Below are 21195 nucleotides of genomic sequence, written 5' to 3'. Positions count from 1 at the left end.
GGTAATGGTATCAACATTGCCACTGCTGTTGGCGGTGCTCTCATTGCCGGCGGCATCAGTAATACTGGCCGTTACAGTAAAGTCACCTTGTGCCAGCGCACTGGGCACTTCAATATCCCAATGCCCATCCGTACCAACGGTGGTGGTAATGGTTTGCACAGCGCCGTCACTGTCGGTCACGGTGAGTGTTACCGTGCCGCCAATTTCGTTACTGGTGCCTTGTAATGTCGGGGTTAAGTCATTTACATCACCCACAGTTTGCATGGTTAATGTGGGTGCTTGTGTATCTAAAGTAATTGTATCGGTTACTGTTGTTGTGTTTCCTGCTTCATCAGACACGCTCACTTCGATGGTGTTATCACCTTCATTCAAGTCTGTTTGAGGGGTTACTTGCCAACTTCCATTGGCATCTACTGTGGTTGTTAGTGTTTGTTCAACACCGTTTTCATCGGTGATCACTACAGTAATCGTTGTACCTACATCGGCATCACTCGTACCTGAAATAGTCGGTGTTGTATCATTGGTTACAGCATCAAAATCAATGGTTAAACTTGGCCCCGCAGTATCAATATTACCGGTTGCTGTATCTAAAGCACTATTGCCTGCAGCATCAGAAACCTCAGCCTGTACTGTATAATCCCCTGAAGCTAACTCTTGAGAAAGCTCTACACTCCAATTCCCTTGTGCATCCGTTGTCGTATTAAACGAGCGAACAACTCCTTGTGAATCTGTAACAGTCAAGCTTATTACAGTGCCAGATACAACGCCTGTAGTATTACCAGCAATAATTGGTGTTGTATCATTACTAGTTTCTAGATCGTTAATTTGTATGGTTGGCGGCGTAATATCAATTACGGCATCAAGTTCTGCTATGGCTGAACCACCGCCTAAATCAGTTACTGTTGCACTGATTGATACACTTCCCTCAGGTAAATCGGCTGGCGGAGTAACACTCCACTGTCCGTTTGCATCAACAACCGTAGTTAAGGTAATAGTCGCACCTGTAGAGTCTGTGATCTGAACTTCAACAGACGAACCTACTTCTGCATTAAATGTATCACCGCTTATTTGTGGGGTTTGATCGTTGGTTTCACCAATCACATCAATAGTGATAGTTAACGCACTTGTATCAATAGTACCAGAGGCGCTTGCAGTACCTTCATTGCCAGCGCTATCGCTAATAGTAGCATCAACAGTATAGCTACCTTCAGCTACAGCTACGGGTACTTCTACTGTCCAACTTCCATCTGCAATGACTTGTGCAGTGATTGTTTGCACTGCACCATTAGCGTCCGTTACAGTTAAAGTAACAGTTGAGCCTGTAGGTTCCCCGCTTACCGTACCTGATAGAGTTGGTGTAGTATCACTTGTATCACCTAGCGCATTTATGTTCACAACCGGCGCAGTTGTATCAACCTCCCCTGTGGTAGTGGCCGTGGTTTCATTACCTGCGTTATCGGTTACCGATACCTCAACGGTAAATTCACCTTCACTTAGATCCACACTAAAGGTACCATCGGCTTGCACTTCGGTAGTAATGGTTTGAGGGTTACCCGCTTCATCCGTCACGGTGATCGTAACAACGGTGCCCTCTGTCTCGCCCGTGGCAGACCCTGAAATAGTCGGTGTGGTGTCGTTGGTATCACCCACCGGGTCAATTAACACTGTGGGCGCTGCGGTATCTACTTCACCTGTGGTGGTTGCCTTCACTTAGTTCATTGGGTACATCTACACTAAAAGTGCCATCGGCTTGCACTTCGGTAGTAATGGTTTGTGGGTTACCCGCTTCATCCGTCACGGTAATCGTAACAACTGTGCCCTCAGGCTCGCCCGTGGCAGACCCTGAAATAGTGGGTGTGGTGTCGTTTGTATCACCCACCGGATCAATTGTTAGTGTGGGCGCTGCAGTATCTATAACGCCTGTAGTTGTGGCTGAGGCTTCATTTCCAGCTGCATCAGTGGCTGTGGCCGTTATTGTAAACTCCCCCTCAGCAATTGCAGTCGTTGCACCTACTTGCCAAGAACCATCTTCTGCAACAACTGCCGTTAAGGTTTGCGAATCACCATTAGAGTCTGTTACTAATACAGTGATCAAGCTACCTGGCTCTACACCAGTTGTGGTACCACTAAATACAGGTGTTGAATCGTTAGAGTCAGTAAAGTCATTTACACTAATAGTTGGTGCGGTTAAATCTATAGTGCCAGTTTGTGAGTCTTGCGCGCTATTACCAGCACTATCACTTACATTTGCCACCACACTAAACTCACCCTCAGCTAATGCTTGTGGGACATCTATACTCCATGTGCCATCACCATTTATAGCAGTGACAAATTGCTGCTCAGCGCCAGCATTATCAGTCACAATCACTGTAACCACACTACCCGCTGCTAAACCTTGAGTAGAGCCGCTTATAGTAGGCGTTGTATCGTTTGTATCACCAATATTATCTATAGTTACGCTAGGTGCGGTTAAATCTATGGTGCCAGTAACCGTCGCTGTACTGCTATTGCCTGCTTCGTCACTTACACTTGCAGTAACTGTAAAGTCACCTTCGCTAAGCTCATTAAGTATATCGGCGCTATAGCTTCCATCGGCATTAGTAACCGCTGTAATAGTTTGTTGATTACCGTCACTATCTGTTATTAATAAGGTAACCTCAGTACCTTGGGGTACATCTACTACGCTACCTGTCACACTCGGTGTTGTATCGTTTGTATCTGTAATAGGGTTAATAGTAATCGCAGGATCAGTTAAATCAATTTCCCCTACTTCAGTAGCAGAGGCTGTATTGCCAGCAGCATCGGTTACTGTTGCAACCACCGTAAATTGACCCTCTACCAACTCATCGGTTGCTTCGATTGACCACGAACCATCTGCATTTGTGGTTACTTGCACAGTTTCTGTTGCGCCATCGCTGCCTGTAAAGGTAACAGTAACAACCGCACCTGCGTCAACATCTTGCGTAGTACCACTAATTGTTGGAGTGGTATCATTAGTATCAATAATAAAATTAATACTTACGGTTAAATCTACATTACCGACCGTACTTGCTTGTGCCTCATTACCCGCATCGTCTATAACGGCTGCAACTACGGTAAAATCCCCTTCAGGCAGAGGCTCTGTAACTTGAGCGCTCCAAGAACCATCTTCTTGAGTGACCGCTAAAAGATTAAAAGTACTGCCATCACTTGCAGTAATAGTTAAGGTTATAGTGGTACCAGCAGGCACGTTACCGGTATTACCGCTTAAAAATGGCGTGGTATCGTTTGTATCTGCAATAGAGTCAATTTGAATAGAAATAGGGGCAAATGTAACTTCACCACTTGTTTGCGCGGATGCTTCGTTACCCGCAGGGTCACTCACTGTCGCGGTAACACTAAACTCTCCGCCAGGAATAGCGTTGGGCGATTCAACACTCCACGTGCCATCAGCCTCAAGTGTCGTTGTTAAGGTTTGTATATTACCGTCGCTATCGGTTACTAAAACAGTAATTACAGAGCCCTCTGGTGCCCCTTCAACACGGCCTACAAAAGTAGGGGTTGTGTCATTAGTGTCTGCAATGGCCGTAACCGTTATCTCAGGGCTAGTTAAATCAACTAACCCTTGCTCTACAGCTTGTGCTTCATTACCTGCAGTGTCGGTCACGGTTGCATTAACTTCAAACTCACCTTGTGCTAAAGGTGTAGAAACACTTACAGACCAGCTGCCATCATCATTTGTTTGCGTTAACAGCGTTTGAACTTGCCCATTAATATCAGTAATAACCACGGTAATTACCGAGCCTGCTGGCACATCTTGCGCAGAGCCAGTAATAATAGGGGTTGTATCTTGCGTATCGGCAATCGCATTAATTTCTACAATTGGCGCCGTTAAGTCAATAACTCCAGCATCACTTGCTAGTGCTTGGTTGCCTACGCTATCACTCACCTGCGCATCAACAGTAAAATCACCTTCTGGTAGTGCCACACCCACATCAACAGCCCAACTACCATCTTCACCGGTAATGGCTGTTAAAAGCTGCACTTCGCCTGCACTGTCGGTTACTGTGATTGTTACTTCAGTACCTTGTGGCACACCGGTTGTAGTACCAGTTAATGGTGGCGTAGCATTATTAGTTTCACCCGCTACTGTAACTGTAATTTCTGGAGCGGTTAAATCAATACTCGCAACTGCTTGGTCGATTGCTTGGTTACCAGCGGCATCAACTGCTACTGCGTTAACATTAAACTCCCCTTCTGCTAAAGGTGATGTAGTGGTAATACTCCAATTACCTTGTGCATCAACTTGTGTAACAATTGTTTGTTGTGTGCCTGTGCTATCGGTAAGAGTTACAGAGACGTTGTCGCCAGTATTCAAACCCGCTACCGACCCCGTAACCGTTACTGTCTGAGATGCAGAGTCTGCAACAGGGTCAATATTAATTACTGGCGCGGTGGTATCTATTTCAATAGAAATAGCATCGTTAAACGCATTACCATCAGGGTCGGTGGCTTCTACAACTACGCTCACGGGTCCATCGGCTATCGGGTTAGGCAATGTAATTTCAAACGTGCCATCAGGGCCAATAACCGCACTTACTACTTGAGAGTTACCATTTTCATCTGTCACAGTAATATTTACTGTTTCACCCACTAAGTTTTCACTTGTACCACTAATTGTTGGTTGAGATGAATTAGTTAAACCTACCTCATTTAATGATATAGACGCAGTGCCATCATCAGGAACTACCCCATCAGAGGTGTCGCGAATATTTAGCGCCTCTGTAGAATCAGGATCAAAGCTTGAATCAAATGCAACGCTATTAGGGTTAACCCCCTCCGCAATACGTGTAAGCTGAACAAATGAGCTTCCTCCACCAGAGCCCGCCCCACCAGCACCACCTGCGGCCGTTGCTTCTAAATTATCTAAAATATCACCATCGCCCTCTAAGGCATCTAAAAAGTCAGTAACATCAGAATTAGCCGCCGTTTGGCCATCGTTATTATCAGTTTGTTCTAAGCTTGCAATGGCCGCATCTAGGCTTTCGTCAAACACGGTGGTTTCGCTGCTATCGCGGGTTTCTTGTGCTAATAAATCAGGGGTGATCTTTACGTTTTGATTAGCAGGAATCGACAGTGTTTCTCCTTGCACATCAATTGTTAGCGATGAATTATCGGCGGTAACCACTAAATCGCCCACAGTAATAGTATCGCCCACTTCAAGTGGCTTAATTGTGCCATCTTCTAAAACAACACCAGCAGACCCTTTTAAGTCTATTACTAATAATTGATTAGATTCCATTTTACTTACCTCAAACATAAGAATTAAAAACTATTAATTAAAATGTAGAACAGCAAAACGCATTAGATACTGTACTCAAGTACAGTTTTTAAAAAAACATTAAAAATAAAAAAGTGGTAGATAATAAATTTTATGCTAGCCAAAACGATTATTTGCGAAATATGCATTTATTGACTAAACCATATGGTAGGTATTGATAGCCCAAGTAACCCTAAGAGGAAGAAATGATTACAAAAAATACTTTACTAAAGCAAAAAGGAAAGCTGCTTATAGGTTTAACGCTAAGTGCGCTTGGCGCAACTCACGTGGTAAAAGCCGATGACAGTTCTGTGGCACCGCTTACATACGTCACCAGTAAAGCAATTGAAAATAATCCAGAGGTACAACAAGCATGGCATACATTTAAATCCTCAATTTATGGCGTAGATGCAGCCCGCTCAGGCTACTTACCTAGCGTTGATGTATCTGCCAGCGCAGGTTATGAGCGCCGAAACTACGGTATAGAAGACGAATACAACCGCAACACTGCAGAGCTTAGTGTTACTCAAATGCTTTACGACGGGTTTAGAACATCTAACACCGTTGAAAGGTTTGAGCGTATTCAGCTCATTCGGTATTTTGAATTACTCTCACAAACAGAGCAAACTGCATTAGATGCATCTATTGCATTTTTAGATGTGCAAAAATTTAAAGAACTTGTGACACTCGCTGAAGAAAACCTGCAAGAACACGAGTCTGTATACCAACAAATTGAACAAAGTGTAGGAGCCGGTGTTGCCCGAGCAGCAGATCTAGAGCAAATTAGCGGGCGCTTATCGCTAGCGCAATCTAATGTGCTAACCGAGTACGCTAACCTGCACGATGTAACTGCGCGTTATTTAAGAGTTGTTGGCGAGCTACCCGTTAATGATATAAAACAAGCCAAATTAGATGAGCAAAACGTGCCCATTTCTATTAACCAAGCGCTTGATATAGCCTATAAAAACAGCCCTGCTTTTTACGCATCGCTTTATAATATAGAGGCGCAAGAAGCCAATGCTCAGGCACAAAAGGCAGCGTTTCATCCAAACGTAGACTTATCTGCCCGTTACGGCACACAAGACAGAGACGAGCTAGGTTTAAACGAAACAAGAACCGAAGCACGGGTAGGTATAGACATAACCTATAACCTGTACAACGGGGGCCTAGATAGCGCCAACCTTGAACAAGCATACCAAGATGTAAATATTGCCAAGTATCAACGCGATCAAGCTTGTGTTGATATTCGTCAAAGCCTACAAATTGCCTATCATAATGTGAACAATATAGAGCAAAAGCTACCCACGCTTGAAAGCTATAAAAACTCGTCAAACAGAGTAAAAATAGCCTACCGAGACCAATTTGATATTGGCCAACGCACCTTGCTTGATGTACTTGACGCTGAAAACGAAGCATTTCAATCTAACCGCTCGTACATTGTTGCTCAATACGATAGACAAACAGCCATTTTAACTATGCTTAACGAAATGGGTAAACTATTGCCAGCTCTAAATGTTATGTCTGACAAGTACCCAACATTAACAGAGTTAACAGATGACCCAATCGTGCATAACGCACAAAATATATGCCCAAGTTACGATGTAGCTGCCACCTTTAAACGCAAAGCTTTTTTGCAAAAAAAAGCCAAGCAAGATAACGCCTACATGAGCGTTACAGCAATGCCTAGGTATTTAGAAATGCCACCAGAAACCCCTAGCGCATCGAGTTTTGCAGATGACGATAACGACGGCGTTCCTAACGAGCAAGACACCTGCCCAAGCACACCAGCGGGTACAAATGTAGACCTATCTGGGTGTACTTTGTATGACCAAGCGACCGACTCAGTTGAAATAGGCATTCCCTTTTCAGCCGACTCAAGCCAAGTGCGCTCAGAGTACTTGCAAGAAGTAGAAAAGCTCGCGGAGTTTTTAAAAAATAACCCTGACAAAAAGGTAGAGATCCAAGGTCACGCCTCATTAGATGGCGATAGAAAATACAACCGCAAACTTTCAGAGCAACGCGCCTTTGCCGTAGCACAATTACTTATTGAGCAATTTGGTATAGCGCCTAATCGTGTTCAATCATTTGGTTATGGTATTGATCAACCACGAGTTAATGAAATTTCGGTACGTGCTAATGCGGCAAACCGCCGTATTGAGGCGGTTATTACCGATAGTTAAGAGGTGCTTAAAACAAATAAATTTAAAATGTTTTACATAACATTGGATGGTATATGGAATTAAATGATGTACTTGATCATGGCGGCGCACTGGTAGATTGCCTTGCAGTATTGTGCCGCTTTCATGATAAAGATTTTTCAAGGGAGGCCTTATTAAATGGCCTCCCACTAACAGATGGAAACTTAACGCCTTCAGGATTTGCACGTGCTGCAAAACGTGTGGGCTTTAAATCAAAAGTTGTAAATAAGCCTCTTAATCAAATTAATACTGCTTTATTACCCGCCATTATTATTTTAAATAATAACCAAGCGTGCGTGGTAACCGCTATTGATAACCAAAAACAAACAGCGCAAGTTACTTACCCCGAGCTAACCGAGTCTGTTGTAGAAGAAGACCTAGAACAGTTAATTGAAAAATCAACAGGTTTAATTATTTATGCTCATCCAGAGTTTATGTTTGATGAGCGCTCCCCAGTGCTTGAAAAGCTCTCTAAAGACGGCTGGTTTTGGGGCGTAATAAAAGAATGCCGCGCACTGTACAAAGACGTCATAATCTCCGCCATTGCATTAGGCGTTTTGTCTGTTGCCATGCCTTTATTTGTAATGAATGTATATGACCGCGTAGTTCCTAACCATGCAACAGAAACCCTCTGGGTTTTAGCCATCGGTATTTTAATAGCACTGACCGCCGACTTTGTACTGCGCTTAGTACGCAGCTACTTTGTAGAGCTTGCGGCAAGCCGTATAGATGTAAAAGTGTCTGCGGTTATTATGGAGCGCGTACTTGGTATGAAGCTTAAAAATAGGCCCTCATCAGCGGGGTCATTTGCTAGTAACATACAATCGTTTGAAGCCGTACGTAACTTTTTTAGCTCAATAACCTTGGTCGCGCTGGTTGATTTACCCTTTGTTGCTATATACCTAATTGTTATTGCAATAATAGGTGTACCGCTAAGCCTACCCATTATCGCAGGTGCCCTAATACTTTTAAGTTATGGCATAGCAGCCCACAGAAAACTTGAAGCGCTGTCAGAGCAAACCATGAAAGCAAGCTCAATGCGCAACTCCATACTTGTAGAAAGCTTAACCAACATTGAAGATGTAAAAAGTTTTCACAGCGAATGCAAAACCCAATCAACATGGGAAAAATCAACTATTTATATTGCTCAGGTTAATGCGCAAAGTCGCTTAATCTCAAGCTCAATCTCTAATAGCGCAGCGTGGATACAACAATGTGTTGGCGTGATCATTATGATCATCGGTGTTCATTTAGTTATTGAAGGCGAGCTCACGCAAGGGGGATTAATAGCCGCTTACTTACTTTCATCGCGGGCAATGGGGCCGCTTGGGCAATGCGCCGCCGTACTTGCGCAATATCATCATGCTGCTATTGCTATGCAATCGCTTAACGAAATAATGGAGAAAGACGTTGAGCGCCCGCCAAATAAACATTGGTTAAGCCACCCCGTATTAAACGGCGAAATAGAATTTAAAGACGTATGCTTTAAGTATGAAGACGATGCGGCCGATGCGCTTAGTAATATTAGTTTTAAAATAAAAGCGGGCGAAAAAGTGGCTATTTTGGGGCGCAATGGTTCGGGTAAAAGCACCCTCGAAAAACTTATTTTAGGCCTTTACGACCCAACCGCAGGCTCCGTAATGGTCGATAACAACAATATACAACAAATAGACCCCGCAGAACTTCGTCATAACATAGGGTACGTGCCCCAAAATATAGCGTTGTTTTTTGGTAGTTTAAAAGACAACCTCACTATTAGCGCATGGCATGCTAAAGATGAGCAAATTATTAGCGCATGCGAAAAAAGCCAGTTATTCGAGTTAATCAACTCTCACCCCGATGGGTTTGACCTACAAGTTGGTGAGCAAGGTCGCCTGCTATCTGGCGGCCAAAAACAAGCAATTGGTATAGCGCGCGCATTAATAAACGACCCCCCTATTATGCTGTTAGATGAGCCTACCTCATCGCTTGATCACAATAGTGAAAATAAAATTATTCAAAATTTAAAAATCGCCACCCAAGACAAAACTTTAATTGTAGTTACTCACCGCTCATCTTTACTTTCGTTAGTTGATCGCATCATCGTGCTCGATAACGGAAAAATAGTTGCCGATGGGCCTAAACAAAAAGTAATTGCCGCACTGAATAACCAAACAGTGGAGCAAGCATCATGAGTGACAATAAAAAGCCACTAGAGCAGCGCTCTTTTGAATCGGTAAGTAAAGCGATAGAAGCACGTAAAAAAGGTAAGCCTTCAATCTTTAATCGCTTATTTAAAGGCTGGCTTTCGCCTCCTGAATCACAAGATTGGGTAGTCGATGCGCAGTGGGAAAAAATGCAGCAAGAGCCTGCCAGCGCACGTTTTTTGTTATACCTCATTTGCATCGCATTTATTTTGCTTACCATTTGGGCAGGCTTTGCGCCACTCGATGAGGTAGCCCGTGGTGAAGGACGCGTTATCCCATCAAATAAATTACAATTAGTGCAATCTTATGATGGCGGTATGGTAGAAAAAATAAATATTCGAGAAGGGCAAATTGTTGAAGAAGGTGACGTATTAATAAAAATCGACCCTACTCGGTTTATTTCAAGCTTTAGAGAAAACCAATCTAAAGTGCAATCACTCACTGCAAAAGTAGCCAGGTTACAAGCCCTTACCAGAAAAGAAGATCTCGTTTTTCCTGATGAGCTTGTTAAGCAAGTACCCGAGGCGGTCGCTCATGAGCGCTCAATATATTTAAGTAATCGCCAAGAATTAGAGCAGCAAGTGGCAATTCATAAACGCCAGCTAGAACAACGCAGACAAGATCACATTGAAGCAAAAGCCGCTTTGCAACAGCATACAAGCGCTCTAAGGCTAAGTAATCGTGAGCTGCAAGTAACACGCCCACTGTTAAGAACCGGTGCTGTATCTGATATAGACATCATTAGGTTAGAACGTGAAATAGTTGATTTAAACGGCGAAATAAACCGTACTAAAGCAGTTATTAACCGGAGTTTATCGGCTATCAACGAAGCTAAAAACAAAGTAACAGAAGTCGAACTTGCGATGATCAACCGCTGGAACAACGAGCTTTCGGAGGCATTGCTGCGTTTAGAGTCGATAAAAGAAACCGAATCAGGGCTTGCCGACAAAGTGGCCCAAACTGAGATCAAATCACCGGTTAAAGGCACGGTACAACGTTTATTGGTTAATACCGTAGGCGGCATTCTACAACCCGGCAGTGACGTTTTAGAAATAGTCCCTTTAGACGATCAACTTATTATTGAGGCAAAAATACCGCCGAAAGATATTGCCTTTTTACGCCCAGGGCAGCCCGCCATGATTAAATTTAGCGCCTATGATTTTGCGGTATACGGCGGACTAGAAGCCGAGGTACTGCATATAAGTGCAGATACAATTACCGACGACAGAGAAAATACTTTTTATTTAGTGCAATTAAAAACCACTAAAAATAACTTTTCAGAAGAGTTGACTATAATTCCAGGAATGACCACACAAGTGGATATTATTACTGGTAAAAAAACCGTCTTGGAATATTTACTTAAACCCGTACTCAGAGCTACATCGCAAGCAATGACAGAACGCTAAACTGAATTTATTGGAGTAAATTAATGCGTCAAAGTATATTTATTACACAACCCGAACTTGAATCGAGCCACTGGCGAAGTGCGTTTGCAGGTTGTGTAATATGCACCAAAGAACCAAAACAAATTAATGCATCAAGTATTATATGGGTTCTGGCGGGCACTTCGGGATGGCTTGAACTGGTAAAAAAATATGCCCAAAAACGCTTGCCAGTTATTGTAATGACCACAAATCTAGAAATAGAGGAACTTAGAGCAGCCCTGCAAGCGGGCGCAAGAGGCTATGTAGAAGCACTTGCATCTAAAGTAATATTACAACAGGTACTTGAGACTATTTGCTCAGGCGGCCTGTGGTTACCTGGGCAGCTACTATCTAATATTGTTGGGGCACTAAGTCAGCAGCAAATAAATTACACCCAAGCGTGCGATATTCAAAGCTTAACTAAACGCGAGCGCCAAGTTGTTGATATAGTTATAACAGGGGCAACCAATAAACAAGCCGCTGAGTCACTAAATATTACAGAGCGGACAATTAAAGAGCACATGAGCTCAATTTTCACTAAGTTAAAAGTGCGTGACCGTATACAACTTATGTTAGCCGTTAAAGGTAACTAACCTAGGCTAGAATAATAAAACCTTCGCCAGTTATAGTTAAACTTACTAAACAACGGCTTATAGGTTAAATACTGAATTGCATTTACCTATTCGCCGCCATTATTAAACCGCTCCCCTTTTAATTAAAGAGTCGCTTTACGACTCTTTAATTACCCCATCAAAACCTAGATTAACCAGTGTATCTATATCGTCTTGGCTTGTTACGCCCTGTGCGACCACTTTAATACCAATAGAATGTGCTAATGTGCAAACACCGCGTAAGAAGGTTTGATTGTCTTGGCTGTAACTAATGTTATGCGCGTAAATGCTGTCTATTTTAAGCATTTCTAAGCCAAATTCTTGAATGTTCTTAATCTTAGTAAATTCAGGCCCCACACGTTTAAGTGCCACTTTAGCGCCCATACAACGCACCTGCTCACAAAATTCCTTAAATATATCCTTTTCGTTTACGACAATGTTTTCGCGTATATCAAAACATATATTTTTTGCCAAATCAGGAAAGGCAGACACATAGGTTAATACCGAGGCAAGCGCGGTATCATCCATTAATGTTTGCGCCGAAAGCTCTACAGCAATCAATTCATTTGGCGGCGCTTCACCGTACTGTTTAACAATTTGCTTGATTAAACTCCAATCCAAACGCGCTAATAGGTTTAAGCGATTAGCCCATTGATAGTAGTAGCTTGATTTATAATGTTGGCCGCCAAATTCTAAACTTAAACTAAGCTGATGCTGCAACAAGGTATCGTTAAAACCCATAACCTCTAAACAATTTAACTGTATAGTTTTTTGCTCAAGCGCATCCTCAATAGCCTTTTGCCAGCCAGTAGAGTCATCAAAAATTTCACTCTTTTGTTTATTATCAATGACTTTTGCTTGCACCCCAGGTTTGTTACCTGCTGTTTTTAATAAACCATCTACACGGCGTAATAAATCAAAGCGGGTGTCGTTTTTCTCTATGTAGGTACAACTGTGTACAATGGCCAAATCAATATTTTTGTATTCATCAACAATCGATTTGTGCAGTGCGGTTATTTGCTCGCTAAGCGCCTGAATATCATCAGTATCGCTAAACAACACAGTAAAGTCGGTATGTGATATACGCGCAATATAGTTTTCTGAAAAGTGCGCCTGATTCGACTCTAAAAACTGTGTTAACACCTGAGAAAAACGGCGCAAAAAGTTAACCATTTCTACACGGCTAATCGATTCACTTATTTTATCTAAATTAACCACCCTAAATAAAAACAAAGCACCATGGGCATGATCTTTCACTTTTTGTAAATGAGCCTCTAATGTGGCACTAAAATACTCTCGATTGGCAAGCCCTGTTAGCTCATCGTGCTGGGCTTTAAAACGCAACTCCTCTAAGCGTTTATTATCTTCTTTTATAATGCGACTAAACCGTGTCGATAATAAATTCATCGACTGCACAAGGCGTGCAAACTCAAAGGTTTTTGGCACTTTTGACTTAATAAAACGCTTATCGCCAAAGGCGTTAGCTTGGTACACCACATCATCAAGAGGCGTTAAAATTCTACGTAATAAATACGCACTTATGGCACAGGCAAAAAAGGCCACCACTAAAAAGCTAAAAAACAGTTTAAGGGCGCTTTCCCACAACGCTTGCTCAGCATATTGACTGTGGCTTTCAACAAATAAGGTGCCAAATTGTTGCCAACCGTTGTTAACCTGCCCTACACCTGGCTGAACATTTAGCCCATATACCGCTCTAAACCAAGCTGGTGCGGTATTCTCTAACGTGTCGGTAAATACGCGCTTTACAATAACCTCACCATTTGGGTCTTGCAGTTCTATGCGTTTGTAGTGACCGGTATCAAAAGTGGCCGACACTAACAGCTCAAGCTCTACAGGATCTTTTTCAAGCTGACTAATCATCAGCGCTAAGGAGCTGGCATTATCAACATTTTTTAAATACAGCTGCGTAGAAAAATAGTTTCTAGCAGAGTTAGTACTTATTAATACGCTACTTATAAAGCCAACAAAAATCACCACCAGCAAGGTGATCCACAGCTCTTGCCTAAGAGTGATTTTTCTTTTTTTGAAAAACTTAAATAAGGAAAATGACGCCATTACCACATAACCCCTTCTTGTGATGTCTGCTCCAAAATTTTACGCCAACGCGATAGCCTTGCTGTCGGGCTGGCTACACTTTTAGTCGAGTTATTAGCCCATAAACCTTGGCTGTTAAAACTAAATACCGGGCTTAAATCAACGCGTTTTGCTGCAGGTAACACTTTTGTTATTAAACTATCTAAAATAAGCGGCTGAGCATTAGGCGTAGCAAAGTAGCCTAATACCATGTGTGCTTGTGTTTTGTTTGTACCAGCAAGCTTAGCTTTTACATATATAAGCCTAAGCTTGTCGTCGCTTACGCCTAAGGCGCGTAAACTAATGTATTTAGCAATGGCATAATCTTCACAATCACCTAAACCACGGCCAAGGGTTTCTAATGGCGTAGCCCAATAGTCGTTTTGCTTCCAAAGCTGTATATCGGTTTGGTATCGAAGATTGCGTGCAAAAAAATCGTTAACAATTAAAATTTGTTGTTGTTCTGGTTTATTTTGGGTGCGCACCAACATAGTTTGCCAATTACGCGCCACAGTGACTCGCGCAGGGCCATATTTTTGCCCCATTAATTCTATAAAGGTATTAAATTGAATAGTTAAACGGCTCGCAAACACGCCGCTTGAAAGTAAAAAAAATAGCAGTAAATAGCGCAAATTGCTTTTGCACCAAAAAAATAGCTTATTTGAGGAAAGAGTGGGCCTAAGTGTCATTCACAGCCCAAAAAAAGAAAAATTAAAAACATACACCAAACGCTACACTACTTGTTCAAATATTATTCGTAACAACAGCATAGCACTCAATATAAAAGGATGAGATATTTTGTATGTGTTTTTTTACTAGATTTAAATTTTAACGCGGTCATTTCAACATTGCTTAATACATTAACTAACGTATTAAACCATCGTTGTATTTAAAGCTGATTTATCAAACCCTAGATTTACAGAAAAACGCTCCCGTAAATAGCAAAGTTATGTATTGCTGTACGAGTATATTCCACGCGCTTAACGCTAAAACCAACCGTTAAAATAGCAGCTTAATGTAGCTTTACTATTTAAAGTACTGGCCAGTTACTTAGTAGTAGGTCACTTTTTTAACTTCTCGCGGCTTAATTTCACCTATGTATAAATCGTGCACGCGCTTCATGTTTAGCTCAAGCTCGGTAACGTATACATCGTCAACTGAGTAAGTTTTAATAATTTGCGCACCTTTAATTATGCCCTGCACTTTACTTTCCATGTAATCGTTATGAGCAATAGCACCTGCTACAGACGTGCCCGCTGTAATTTTTTGCCCATAAACTTGCTCAGTCAGTTCACGGTACGCCTCAAGCTTAGAGGCCTTAATTGCCATTAATTGCTTTTGTGATTTATTAGCCCCTTGCTGCAAGCTAATAGGAGCATAACCAACCGCTTTAAGTATGGGATAATTATTTGGCTCTACATATTTGTACTCAACATGTTTATCAAACACGTTGCTGCAACCGGCAAGACTAAGGCCTGCTAAAGTAAGTAATATAATTGCACGCATTTATTTGCACCCTTTAAACTAATTGCGCAAATAAATGCAGGTTTAATGCCATTTGTTATAAAGTCCTCATATTGGTGCAGTCCTTGCTTAGCTAAAGCGTAATTAACTAATTTTATGTGGAGTACCAGTATGAACACGTTTTTATCATCACTATTTGCAGGTGTTACTAGCGCTGCATTATTAACGTTTTCTACCAGTACTTACGCACAATGGTTTGAATCTACCGGCCATGCACAAATACAAAATGGCGACATAAGCAGTGCTAAATCGGCCGCAATTAAAGATGCAATTACACAAGCATTAGTGTTTTCTGGCGCCCGGGTTAGCTCGGTACAAACCTTGGTAGATGGCGTGCTAACGCAAGATCAGCTAAAAATTAGTAGCCACGGCGAAATACAAAAAATAGAGCTGGTGAGCGAGCAACGCCAAAATCAACAATTTGCCATTACGCTTAGGCTTGATGTATTTGCCCAAACAGAGCAATGCCCACAAAGTAACTTTAATAAATTTGTTGCTGTAACCCAAAGCCAGCTTGTTCATCGTGAGCATGCCTTAATGGGTCAAATATTTGACGTAAATAAAGCCATTAGTAAAAAGTTATTTAGCGCTTTGCAAAGCACAAAAATGAGCGCCCTGCCCGTTGCTTACTACAATAAAGCAATTAATGTAGACAATTACTTTAATCAGCAGCACGACTACTCAAATGCACAACTAGAAGAGCTTTCAGCCAGAAGCAACGCGCAATATGTTTTATTAAGCCAAATAACCAATTTAGCGCCAAGCGATAAACTCAACAACGACTACGCCTTTTGGCAAGACGAAACCTACCAGCGCAGCTACGCTATTGAGTTTATGTTGTTTGATGGCACCACGTACGAACAATTATGGCAAAACAGCTATCACACCCAAGCTGTATGGCCATTTGAAAAAACAGCCATAGTTGATGTAAATAGTGATAGGTTTTGGCAATCACCTTTTGGGCAAAGTATTAGCGATATAAATCAAACGGTCAGTTACGATATACAAGCGGCTATGGCGTGTTTTCCTACTAAAGGAAAAATAATGCACATGGAGAACAACAAATTGGTGATAAACCTAGGCAAAGATCATGGCCTTAAAAAAGGCCAGCTATTAAGCATTGCGCACCATAACTACTTAACCGATGCACAAGGCAATACTATGCCGCATACCATTACCACGCTTAACACCATTGTGGTTGAGCAACTTTATAAACAAAGCGCAATTGCTGTCAGCCTTAACGATAAGCCTTTGCCTGGGGTACAAATAAACGATGTGGTAGAGGTTGCAAGCCAAGAACGCTAAATAAGCGCCCGTTTTAAATTTGGGTGCTCTACCAGCCACTGGGCTAATTGCTCAACGCCCGCCAAACGCGGGTAGTGTTTTCTGCAAGCAAATACCACATTACGCTGCTGATTAGGAAAAATAGCTAAATAATCAATCCCTACACGCTGTGTACACGCAAGCTTGGGCACAAATGTCACCCCGTCATCTATCGCAACCAGCGCCAATAAAGTCTCTAAACTATTGCCCTGATATTGATTTGATACATCCACTCCTGCAGCAAAACAAAACTTTTGGGCTTGATCTTTAAAGCAATGACCATCACTTAACATTAATAGGCTACAACTTTGTAAATCGCTTAGCGCTACTTTTTTACAATTAGATAATGGGTTATCGGTTGAAACAGCCACCATAAAGTCTTCTTTGTACACATTAACCGTATGGTAGTTTTTAAGCTCGGGAACATCGGCCAAAATTGCAAAGTCGAGCTCGCCGTTATCAAGCGCCTCTAGCATAGTCGCTGTTTGCATTTCTATAAACGAAAAGTGGCTCTCGCTAAACGCCGCTTTCATAGAGGTCAGTAAAGCGCTAAGTAAGTACGGCGCAATAGTAGGAATAATACCAATTCTTAGCTTACCTTGTAGCGGCCCGTTAGAAGTAGCCGCCAGCTCTTTTAAGATTTCTGTTTGCTCTAAAATAACGTTTATCTGTGTCAACAAACGTTCACCTTGCGCTGTTAATGTAACTTGCTTAGTTGAGCGGTCAAATAAAACAACATTAAGCTCTTGCTCAAGCTTTTTTACTTGCCCACTTAGTGTAGGCTGGCTAACAAAACAGGCATCGGCCGCTTTGCGAAAATGCTTGTGGTGCGCTATTGCTTTTACATACTCTAAATCTTTTAAGTTCAAATTCATCTCCACCTGATAGGCTATACCTATTAGTTTAATACAAACAAACGATTGGAACTATATTTAAATTCTCGCCATAATGGCTCCAACAAATCAAGAGGAACAAACTATGTTAAAGAATATTGAAGGTCAAACAATCCCAAGCGTTACATTTGCAACACGTCAAAACGACGAATGGAAATCAGTAACCACAGACGAAATTTTTACAGGCAGAACCGTTGTTGTGTTTTCACTACCGGGCGCATTTACACCAACCTGTTCATCAACTCACTTACCACGCTACAACGAGTTAGCCGGTGTACTTAAGCAAAATGGCGTTGATGAAATTGTATGTGTATCAGTAAACGATACATTTGTAATGAACGCATGGGCAGAGCATCAAGAAGCGCAAAACATCACATTATTACCTGATGGCAACGGCGAATTCACTGACGGCATGGGCATGTTAGTAGATAAAAATGATTTAGGCTTTGGTAAGCGCAGCTGGAGATACTCTATGCTAGTTAAAGATGGCGTTATCGACAAAATGTTCATCGAACCAGATTTACCAGGCGACCCGTTTGAAGTTTCTGATGCAGACACAATGCTTGACTACATCAACCCAAAACAAACTAAGCCAGAGCCAGTAACCGTATTTTCTAAGCCTGGTTGCCCTTTCTGTAAAAAAGCAAAAGAGCTACTAACAGAAAAAGGCTACGCATTTGAAGAAGTTGTTATGGGTGCAGGCGCTACATTAACAAGCCTTAAAGCAATTTCTGGCCGTGACACTGTTCCACAAATATTTATTGGTGGACAACACATTGGCGGCTCAGACGATTTAGAAAAATACTTTGCTTAATTAAGTAAAAAAATAGCAGGGGCGTACGCGCCCCTCTATATCAATCTCATCGCTCAGATTGAAAATAATAAAGGATACCACTATGAAAGAATTACAAACCGATGTTGTTGTTATAGGTGCAGGTACTGCAGGCTTAAGCGCATACCGTAACGCAAAACAATTCACCCCTAACGTTTTAATGATTGAATCAGGCCCGTACGGTACTACCTGTGCACGCGTTGGTTGTATGCCAAGTAAATTACTTATTGCCGCAGCCGAAGCCGCGCATTCAATTGAAATGGCACCTGCATTTGGTGTACATAGCTCAAAGCCACGAATAGACGGCAAAGCAGTTATGGCACGTGTTAAAAGCGAACGAGACCGCTTTGCAGGATTCGTAGTAGAAGCCGTAGACGGCATTCCTGATGATGATAAAATTCGTGGCTACGCCAAGTTTTTAGACGCCAACCGCGTACAAATCGACGATGACATAATTATAACTGCTAAACGTTTTGTTATTGCCACCGGTTCACGCCCTTCATACCCAGGTGTATTTAATAACTTTGGCGACAAGCTAATTATTAACGATGATGTATTTGACTGGGACGACCTACCAAAATCAGTGGCTGTATTTGGCCCAGGCGTAATAGGCCTAGAAATTGGCCAAGCACTTAGCCGCTTAGGCGTAAACGTAAAATTATTTGGTGTTGGCGGCGCAATTGGCCCACTTACCGACCCAGTAATTAAAGACTATGCAAACACTGTTTTTGCTGAAGAATTTTTTGTAGATACCGACTCAAACGTATCTGACATGATGCAAGTTGGAGATAAAGCCCAGCTTACTTACACCGATAAAGACGGTGCTAAACACACCGAGCAATTTGACTACGTACTTGCAGCCACAGGCCGAGTACCCAATGTAGACAAGCTAGGTTTAGAGAATACCGGCATAGAGCTTGATGAGCGCGGTGTGCCACACGCCGACCCGCACACAATGCAATGTGGTAACTCAAATATATTTATAGCGGGCGATGCCAGCAACATGATCCCCCTGCTACACGAAGCATCTGATCAAGGTACCATTGCCGGACAAAATGCTGGGCGCTTCCCCGATGTACGCATTGGCCTTCGCCGCGCAAAAATTGCCGCAGTGTTTAGCGACCCACAAATAGCAATGGTTGGCGAAAGCTTCAAACAAATTACAGACCGCCTAGGTGAATGTGGTTGCTTTGAAGTAGGCGAAGTGAGCTTTGAAAACCAAGGCCGCAGCCGAGTAATGCTTAAAAATAAAGGCCACATGCGCGTTTACGCAGAGCAAGGCACAGGCTTATTTTTAGGTGCAGAATTTATTGGCCCACAAGCCGAACACCTTGCTCATTTATTAGCATGGGCTGTGCAAAACAAAATGACCGTACCAGAAATGCTGGATATGCCATTTTACCACCCAGTAATTGAAGAAGGTTTACGCACTGCCCTTCGCGATTTAAATGCCAGACTTAAATTTGGCCCAGATATTATTAACAGCTGTATGGAATGCGGACCAGGCGCTTAACTTTTATACAGCAATAAAACAAATACATACTTGCTAACAAAAAGCCAAAACAGTCGTTTTGGCTTTTTTATGCGCTTTTTTAACGCTAATACCCATTGTGTTAAATTATGAGGTATTGATAGCAACAGATAAACAGAGTAATAACAAAGGCCTAATTTTCGATAGGCATATGTTCTACTTAAAAATTTATAACGCCGTTTACGCTTTATTTAGCACGTTTGAATGACTAAATTTTTAATTCGATTGCTATAACCTCTCAAAAATTATTTTAGCTGTTACACTTATTTGATTACTCAATCACAACAAGATGGAAAAGCTATGCCCAATAATAAATTTAGACTAGTCACCCGCAGCGATTTCGACGGCTTAGTATGTGCCGTACTGCTCAAAGACTTAGACCTAATTGATGACATTTTATTTGTACACCCAAAAGACATGCAAGATGGCAAAATAGACATAACTGCAAACGACATTACAACTAACCTACCCTACGTTGCTGGCTGTCATATTGCATTTGACCATCACTTAAGCGAAACCGTACGTAACGCAAGCGATATTAAAAACCACGTAATTGACCCTAAAGCCCCTTCTGCTGCACGCGTTGTTTATGATTATTATGGCGGCGCAGAAAAATTTCCAAACATCAGCACAGACATGATGGAAGCGGTAGATAAAGGCGATGCAGCGCAGTTTTCAAAAGACGAAATACTCAACCCAACAGACTGGGTATTAATGAACTTTATCATGGATGCACGCACAGGCCTTGGCCGATTCCGCGAGTTTAAAATTTCAAACTACCAATTAATGATGAAGCTAATTGATGCCTGTAAAGATCAAAGCATTGAAGATATTTTAAAAATGGAAGACGTAGCCGAACGTGTTGCGCTTTATAACGAGCATAACGAAAAGGCCAAAGAGCAAATAGCACAATGCGCAACCGTGCATAAAAACCTCGTGGTGCTAGATTTAACTCAAGAAGAAACTATTTACGCCACCAACCGCTTTGTTATTTACGCCATGTACCCCGACTGCAATATATCAATTCACAAAATGTGGGGCCTTAAAAAACAAAACGTAGTATTTGCCATTGGTAAATCAATCACCAACCGCAGCTCAAACACCAATGTGGGCGAGTTATGCCTTAAATACGGCGGTGGCGGCCACTTAAACGCCGGCACCTGCCAAGTAGAAACCAGCAAAGCCGAAGCAGTACTTAGTGAGCTGATAGATAAGATTACGAGTGATGGTTGAGCTGTAAGCTGTAAGCTGTAAGCTGTAAGCTGTAAGCTGTAAGCTGT

General features: G+C 42.1%; 14 protein-coding genes. 8 read left to right on the top strand and 6 right to left on the bottom strand.

Going from position 1 to position 21195, the window contains the following annotated elements; genetic code table 11:
- A partial coding sequence (locus tag AN395_RS10460; RefSeq protein WP_200910446.1) for an Ig-like domain-containing protein occupies positions 1-1710 on the bottom strand: 1710 nt, incomplete at its 3' end.
- Positions 1688-5281 (bottom strand): retention module-containing protein, encoded by a 3594-nt coding sequence (locus AN395_RS10455; protein ID WP_054982968.1) that lies wholly within the window; start codon positions 5279-5281, stop codon positions 1688-1690. The genes AN395_RS10455 and AN395_RS10460, both read right to left, overlap by 23 nt.
- Before the next feature lie 224 nt (positions 5282-5505).
- Between AN395_RS10455 and AN395_RS10450 the strand changes: the two genes are divergently transcribed.
- The 4 genes from AN395_RS10450 to AN395_RS10435 are packed head-to-tail and all read left to right on the top strand — an operon-like array spanning position 5506 to position 11700.
- On the top strand, positions 5506-7479 hold the full coding sequence (locus tag AN395_RS10450) for a TolC family outer membrane protein (protein ID WP_054982967.1): 1974 nt from the start codon (positions 5506-5508) through the stop codon (positions 7477-7479).
- A 53-nt stretch (positions 7480-7532) separates the two neighbouring features.
- Positions 7533-9671, top strand: a complete 2139-nt coding sequence (locus AN395_RS10445) for a type I secretion system permease/ATPase (RefSeq protein ID WP_054982966.1) — start codon at positions 7533-7535, stop codon at positions 9669-9671.
- A complete protein-coding gene (locus AN395_RS10440) occupies positions 9668-11089 on the top strand; it encodes an HlyD family type I secretion periplasmic adaptor subunit (RefSeq protein ID WP_054982965.1) in 1422 nt (473 codons plus the stop codon). The genes AN395_RS10445 and AN395_RS10440 overlap by 4 nt, the downstream gene beginning before the upstream one ends.
- A gap of 23 nt (positions 11090-11112) precedes the next feature.
- A complete protein-coding gene (locus AN395_RS10435; RefSeq protein ID WP_024033058.1) occupies positions 11113-11700 on the top strand; it encodes a LuxR C-terminal-related transcriptional regulator in 588 nt (195 codons plus the stop codon).
- 135 nt (positions 11701-11835) lie between these two features.
- Here the strand turns inward: AN395_RS10435 and AN395_RS10430 are convergent, their stop codons facing one another.
- From AN395_RS10430 to AN395_RS10420, 3 genes are all read right to left on the bottom strand, one after another.
- On the bottom strand, positions 11836-13794 hold the full coding sequence (locus tag AN395_RS10430; RefSeq protein WP_029774508.1) for a LapD/MoxY N-terminal periplasmic domain-containing protein: 1959 nt from the start codon (positions 13792-13794) through the stop codon (positions 11836-11838).
- Positions 13794-14501 (bottom strand): transglutaminase-like cysteine peptidase, encoded by a 708-nt coding sequence (locus AN395_RS10425; protein ID WP_024033060.1) that lies wholly within the window; start codon positions 14499-14501, stop codon positions 13794-13796. Before AN395_RS10425 ends, AN395_RS10430 begins: the two co-directional genes overlap by 1 nt.
- Positions 14502-14862: 361 nt before the next feature.
- Complete coding sequence (locus AN395_RS10420) at positions 14863-15318, bottom strand: LPP20 family lipoprotein (RefSeq protein ID WP_054982964.1); 456 nt, start codon at positions 15316-15318, stop codon at positions 14863-14865.
- 129 nt (positions 15319-15447) lie between these two features.
- Between AN395_RS10420 and AN395_RS10415 the strand changes: the two genes are divergently transcribed.
- Positions 15448-16641, top strand: a complete 1194-nt coding sequence (locus AN395_RS10415) for a flagellar assembly protein FlgT (protein ID WP_054982963.1) — start codon at positions 15448-15450, stop codon at positions 16639-16641.
- Here the strand turns inward: AN395_RS10415 and AN395_RS10410 are convergent.
- A complete protein-coding gene (locus AN395_RS10410) occupies positions 16638-17528 on the bottom strand; it encodes a LysR substrate-binding domain-containing protein (protein ID WP_200910448.1) in 891 nt (296 codons plus the stop codon). The two genes, AN395_RS10415 and AN395_RS10410, sit on opposite strands and share 4 nt — an antisense overlap.
- A gap of 109 nt (positions 17529-17637) precedes the next feature.
- Between AN395_RS10410 and AN395_RS10405 the strand changes: the two genes are divergently transcribed.
- From AN395_RS10405 to AN395_RS10395, 3 genes are all read left to right on the top strand, one after another.
- Positions 17638-18366, top strand: coding sequence for a glutathione peroxidase (locus AN395_RS10405; protein ID WP_004589654.1), 729 nt, complete (start codon positions 17638-17640; stop codon positions 18364-18366).
- 82 nt (positions 18367-18448) lie between these two features.
- Entirely contained in the window at positions 18449-19897 is a 1449-nt protein-coding gene (locus tag AN395_RS10400; RefSeq protein ID WP_054982961.1) for a dihydrolipoyl dehydrogenase, read from the top strand.
- A gap of 318 nt (positions 19898-20215) precedes the next feature.
- The gene (locus AN395_RS10395) at positions 20216-21148 is read left to right on the top strand and encodes a hypothetical protein (protein ID WP_054983064.1); all 933 of its coding nucleotides are present in this window, start codon (positions 20216-20218) and stop codon (positions 21146-21148) included.
- The last annotated feature ends 47 nt before the right edge of the window (positions 21149-21195 follow it).

This window comes from Pseudoalteromonas sp. P1-30 (genome assembly GCF_001400005.1).
GTDB classification, from domain to species: Bacteria; Pseudomonadota; Gammaproteobacteria; order Enterobacterales; family Alteromonadaceae; genus Pseudoalteromonas; species Pseudoalteromonas atlantica.
The sequence above is the reverse complement of the archived record's forward strand: the minus strand, read 5'-3'. Positions and strand labels throughout refer to the sequence as shown.

Excerpts from the sequence above, each read along its gene's own strand:
- AN395_RS10455 (WP_054982968.1), bottom strand. The coding sequence starts at position 5,281 with ATGGAATCTAATCAATTATTAGTAATAGACTTAAAAGGGTCTGCTGGT.
- AN395_RS10450 (WP_054982967.1), top strand. The coding sequence starts at position 5,506 with ATGATTACAAAAAATACTTTACTAAAGCAAAAAGGAAAGCTGCTTATA.
- AN395_RS10445 (WP_054982966.1), top strand. The coding sequence starts at position 7,533 with ATGGAATTAAATGATGTACTTGATCATGGCGGCGCACTGGTAGATTGC.
- AN395_RS10440 (WP_054982965.1), top strand. The coding sequence starts at position 9,668 with ATGAGTGACAATAAAAAGCCACTAGAGCAGCGCTCTTTTGAATCGGTA.
- AN395_RS10435 (WP_024033058.1), top strand. The coding sequence starts at position 11,113 with ATGCGTCAAAGTATATTTATTACACAACCCGAACTTGAATCGAGCCAC.
- AN395_RS10430 (WP_029774508.1), bottom strand. The coding sequence starts at position 13,794 with ATGGCGTCATTTTCCTTATTTAAGTTTTTCAAAAAAAGAAAAATCACT.
- AN395_RS10425 (WP_024033060.1), bottom strand. The coding sequence starts at position 14,501 with ATGACACTTAGGCCCACTCTTTCCTCAAATAAGCTATTTTTTTGGTGC.
- AN395_RS10420 (WP_054982964.1), bottom strand. The coding sequence starts at position 15,318 with ATGCGTGCAATTATATTACTTACTTTAGCAGGCCTTAGTCTTGCCGGT.
- AN395_RS10415 (WP_054982963.1), top strand. The coding sequence starts at position 15,448 with ATGAACACGTTTTTATCATCACTATTTGCAGGTGTTACTAGCGCTGCA.
- AN395_RS10405 (WP_004589654.1), top strand. The coding sequence starts at position 17,638 with ATGTTAAAGAATATTGAAGGTCAAACAATCCCAAGCGTTACATTTGCA.
- AN395_RS10400 (WP_054982961.1), top strand. The coding sequence starts at position 18,449 with ATGAAAGAATTACAAACCGATGTTGTTGTTATAGGTGCAGGTACTGCA.
- AN395_RS10395 (WP_054983064.1), top strand. The coding sequence starts at position 20,216 with ATGCCCAATAATAAATTTAGACTAGTCACCCGCAGCGATTTCGACGGC.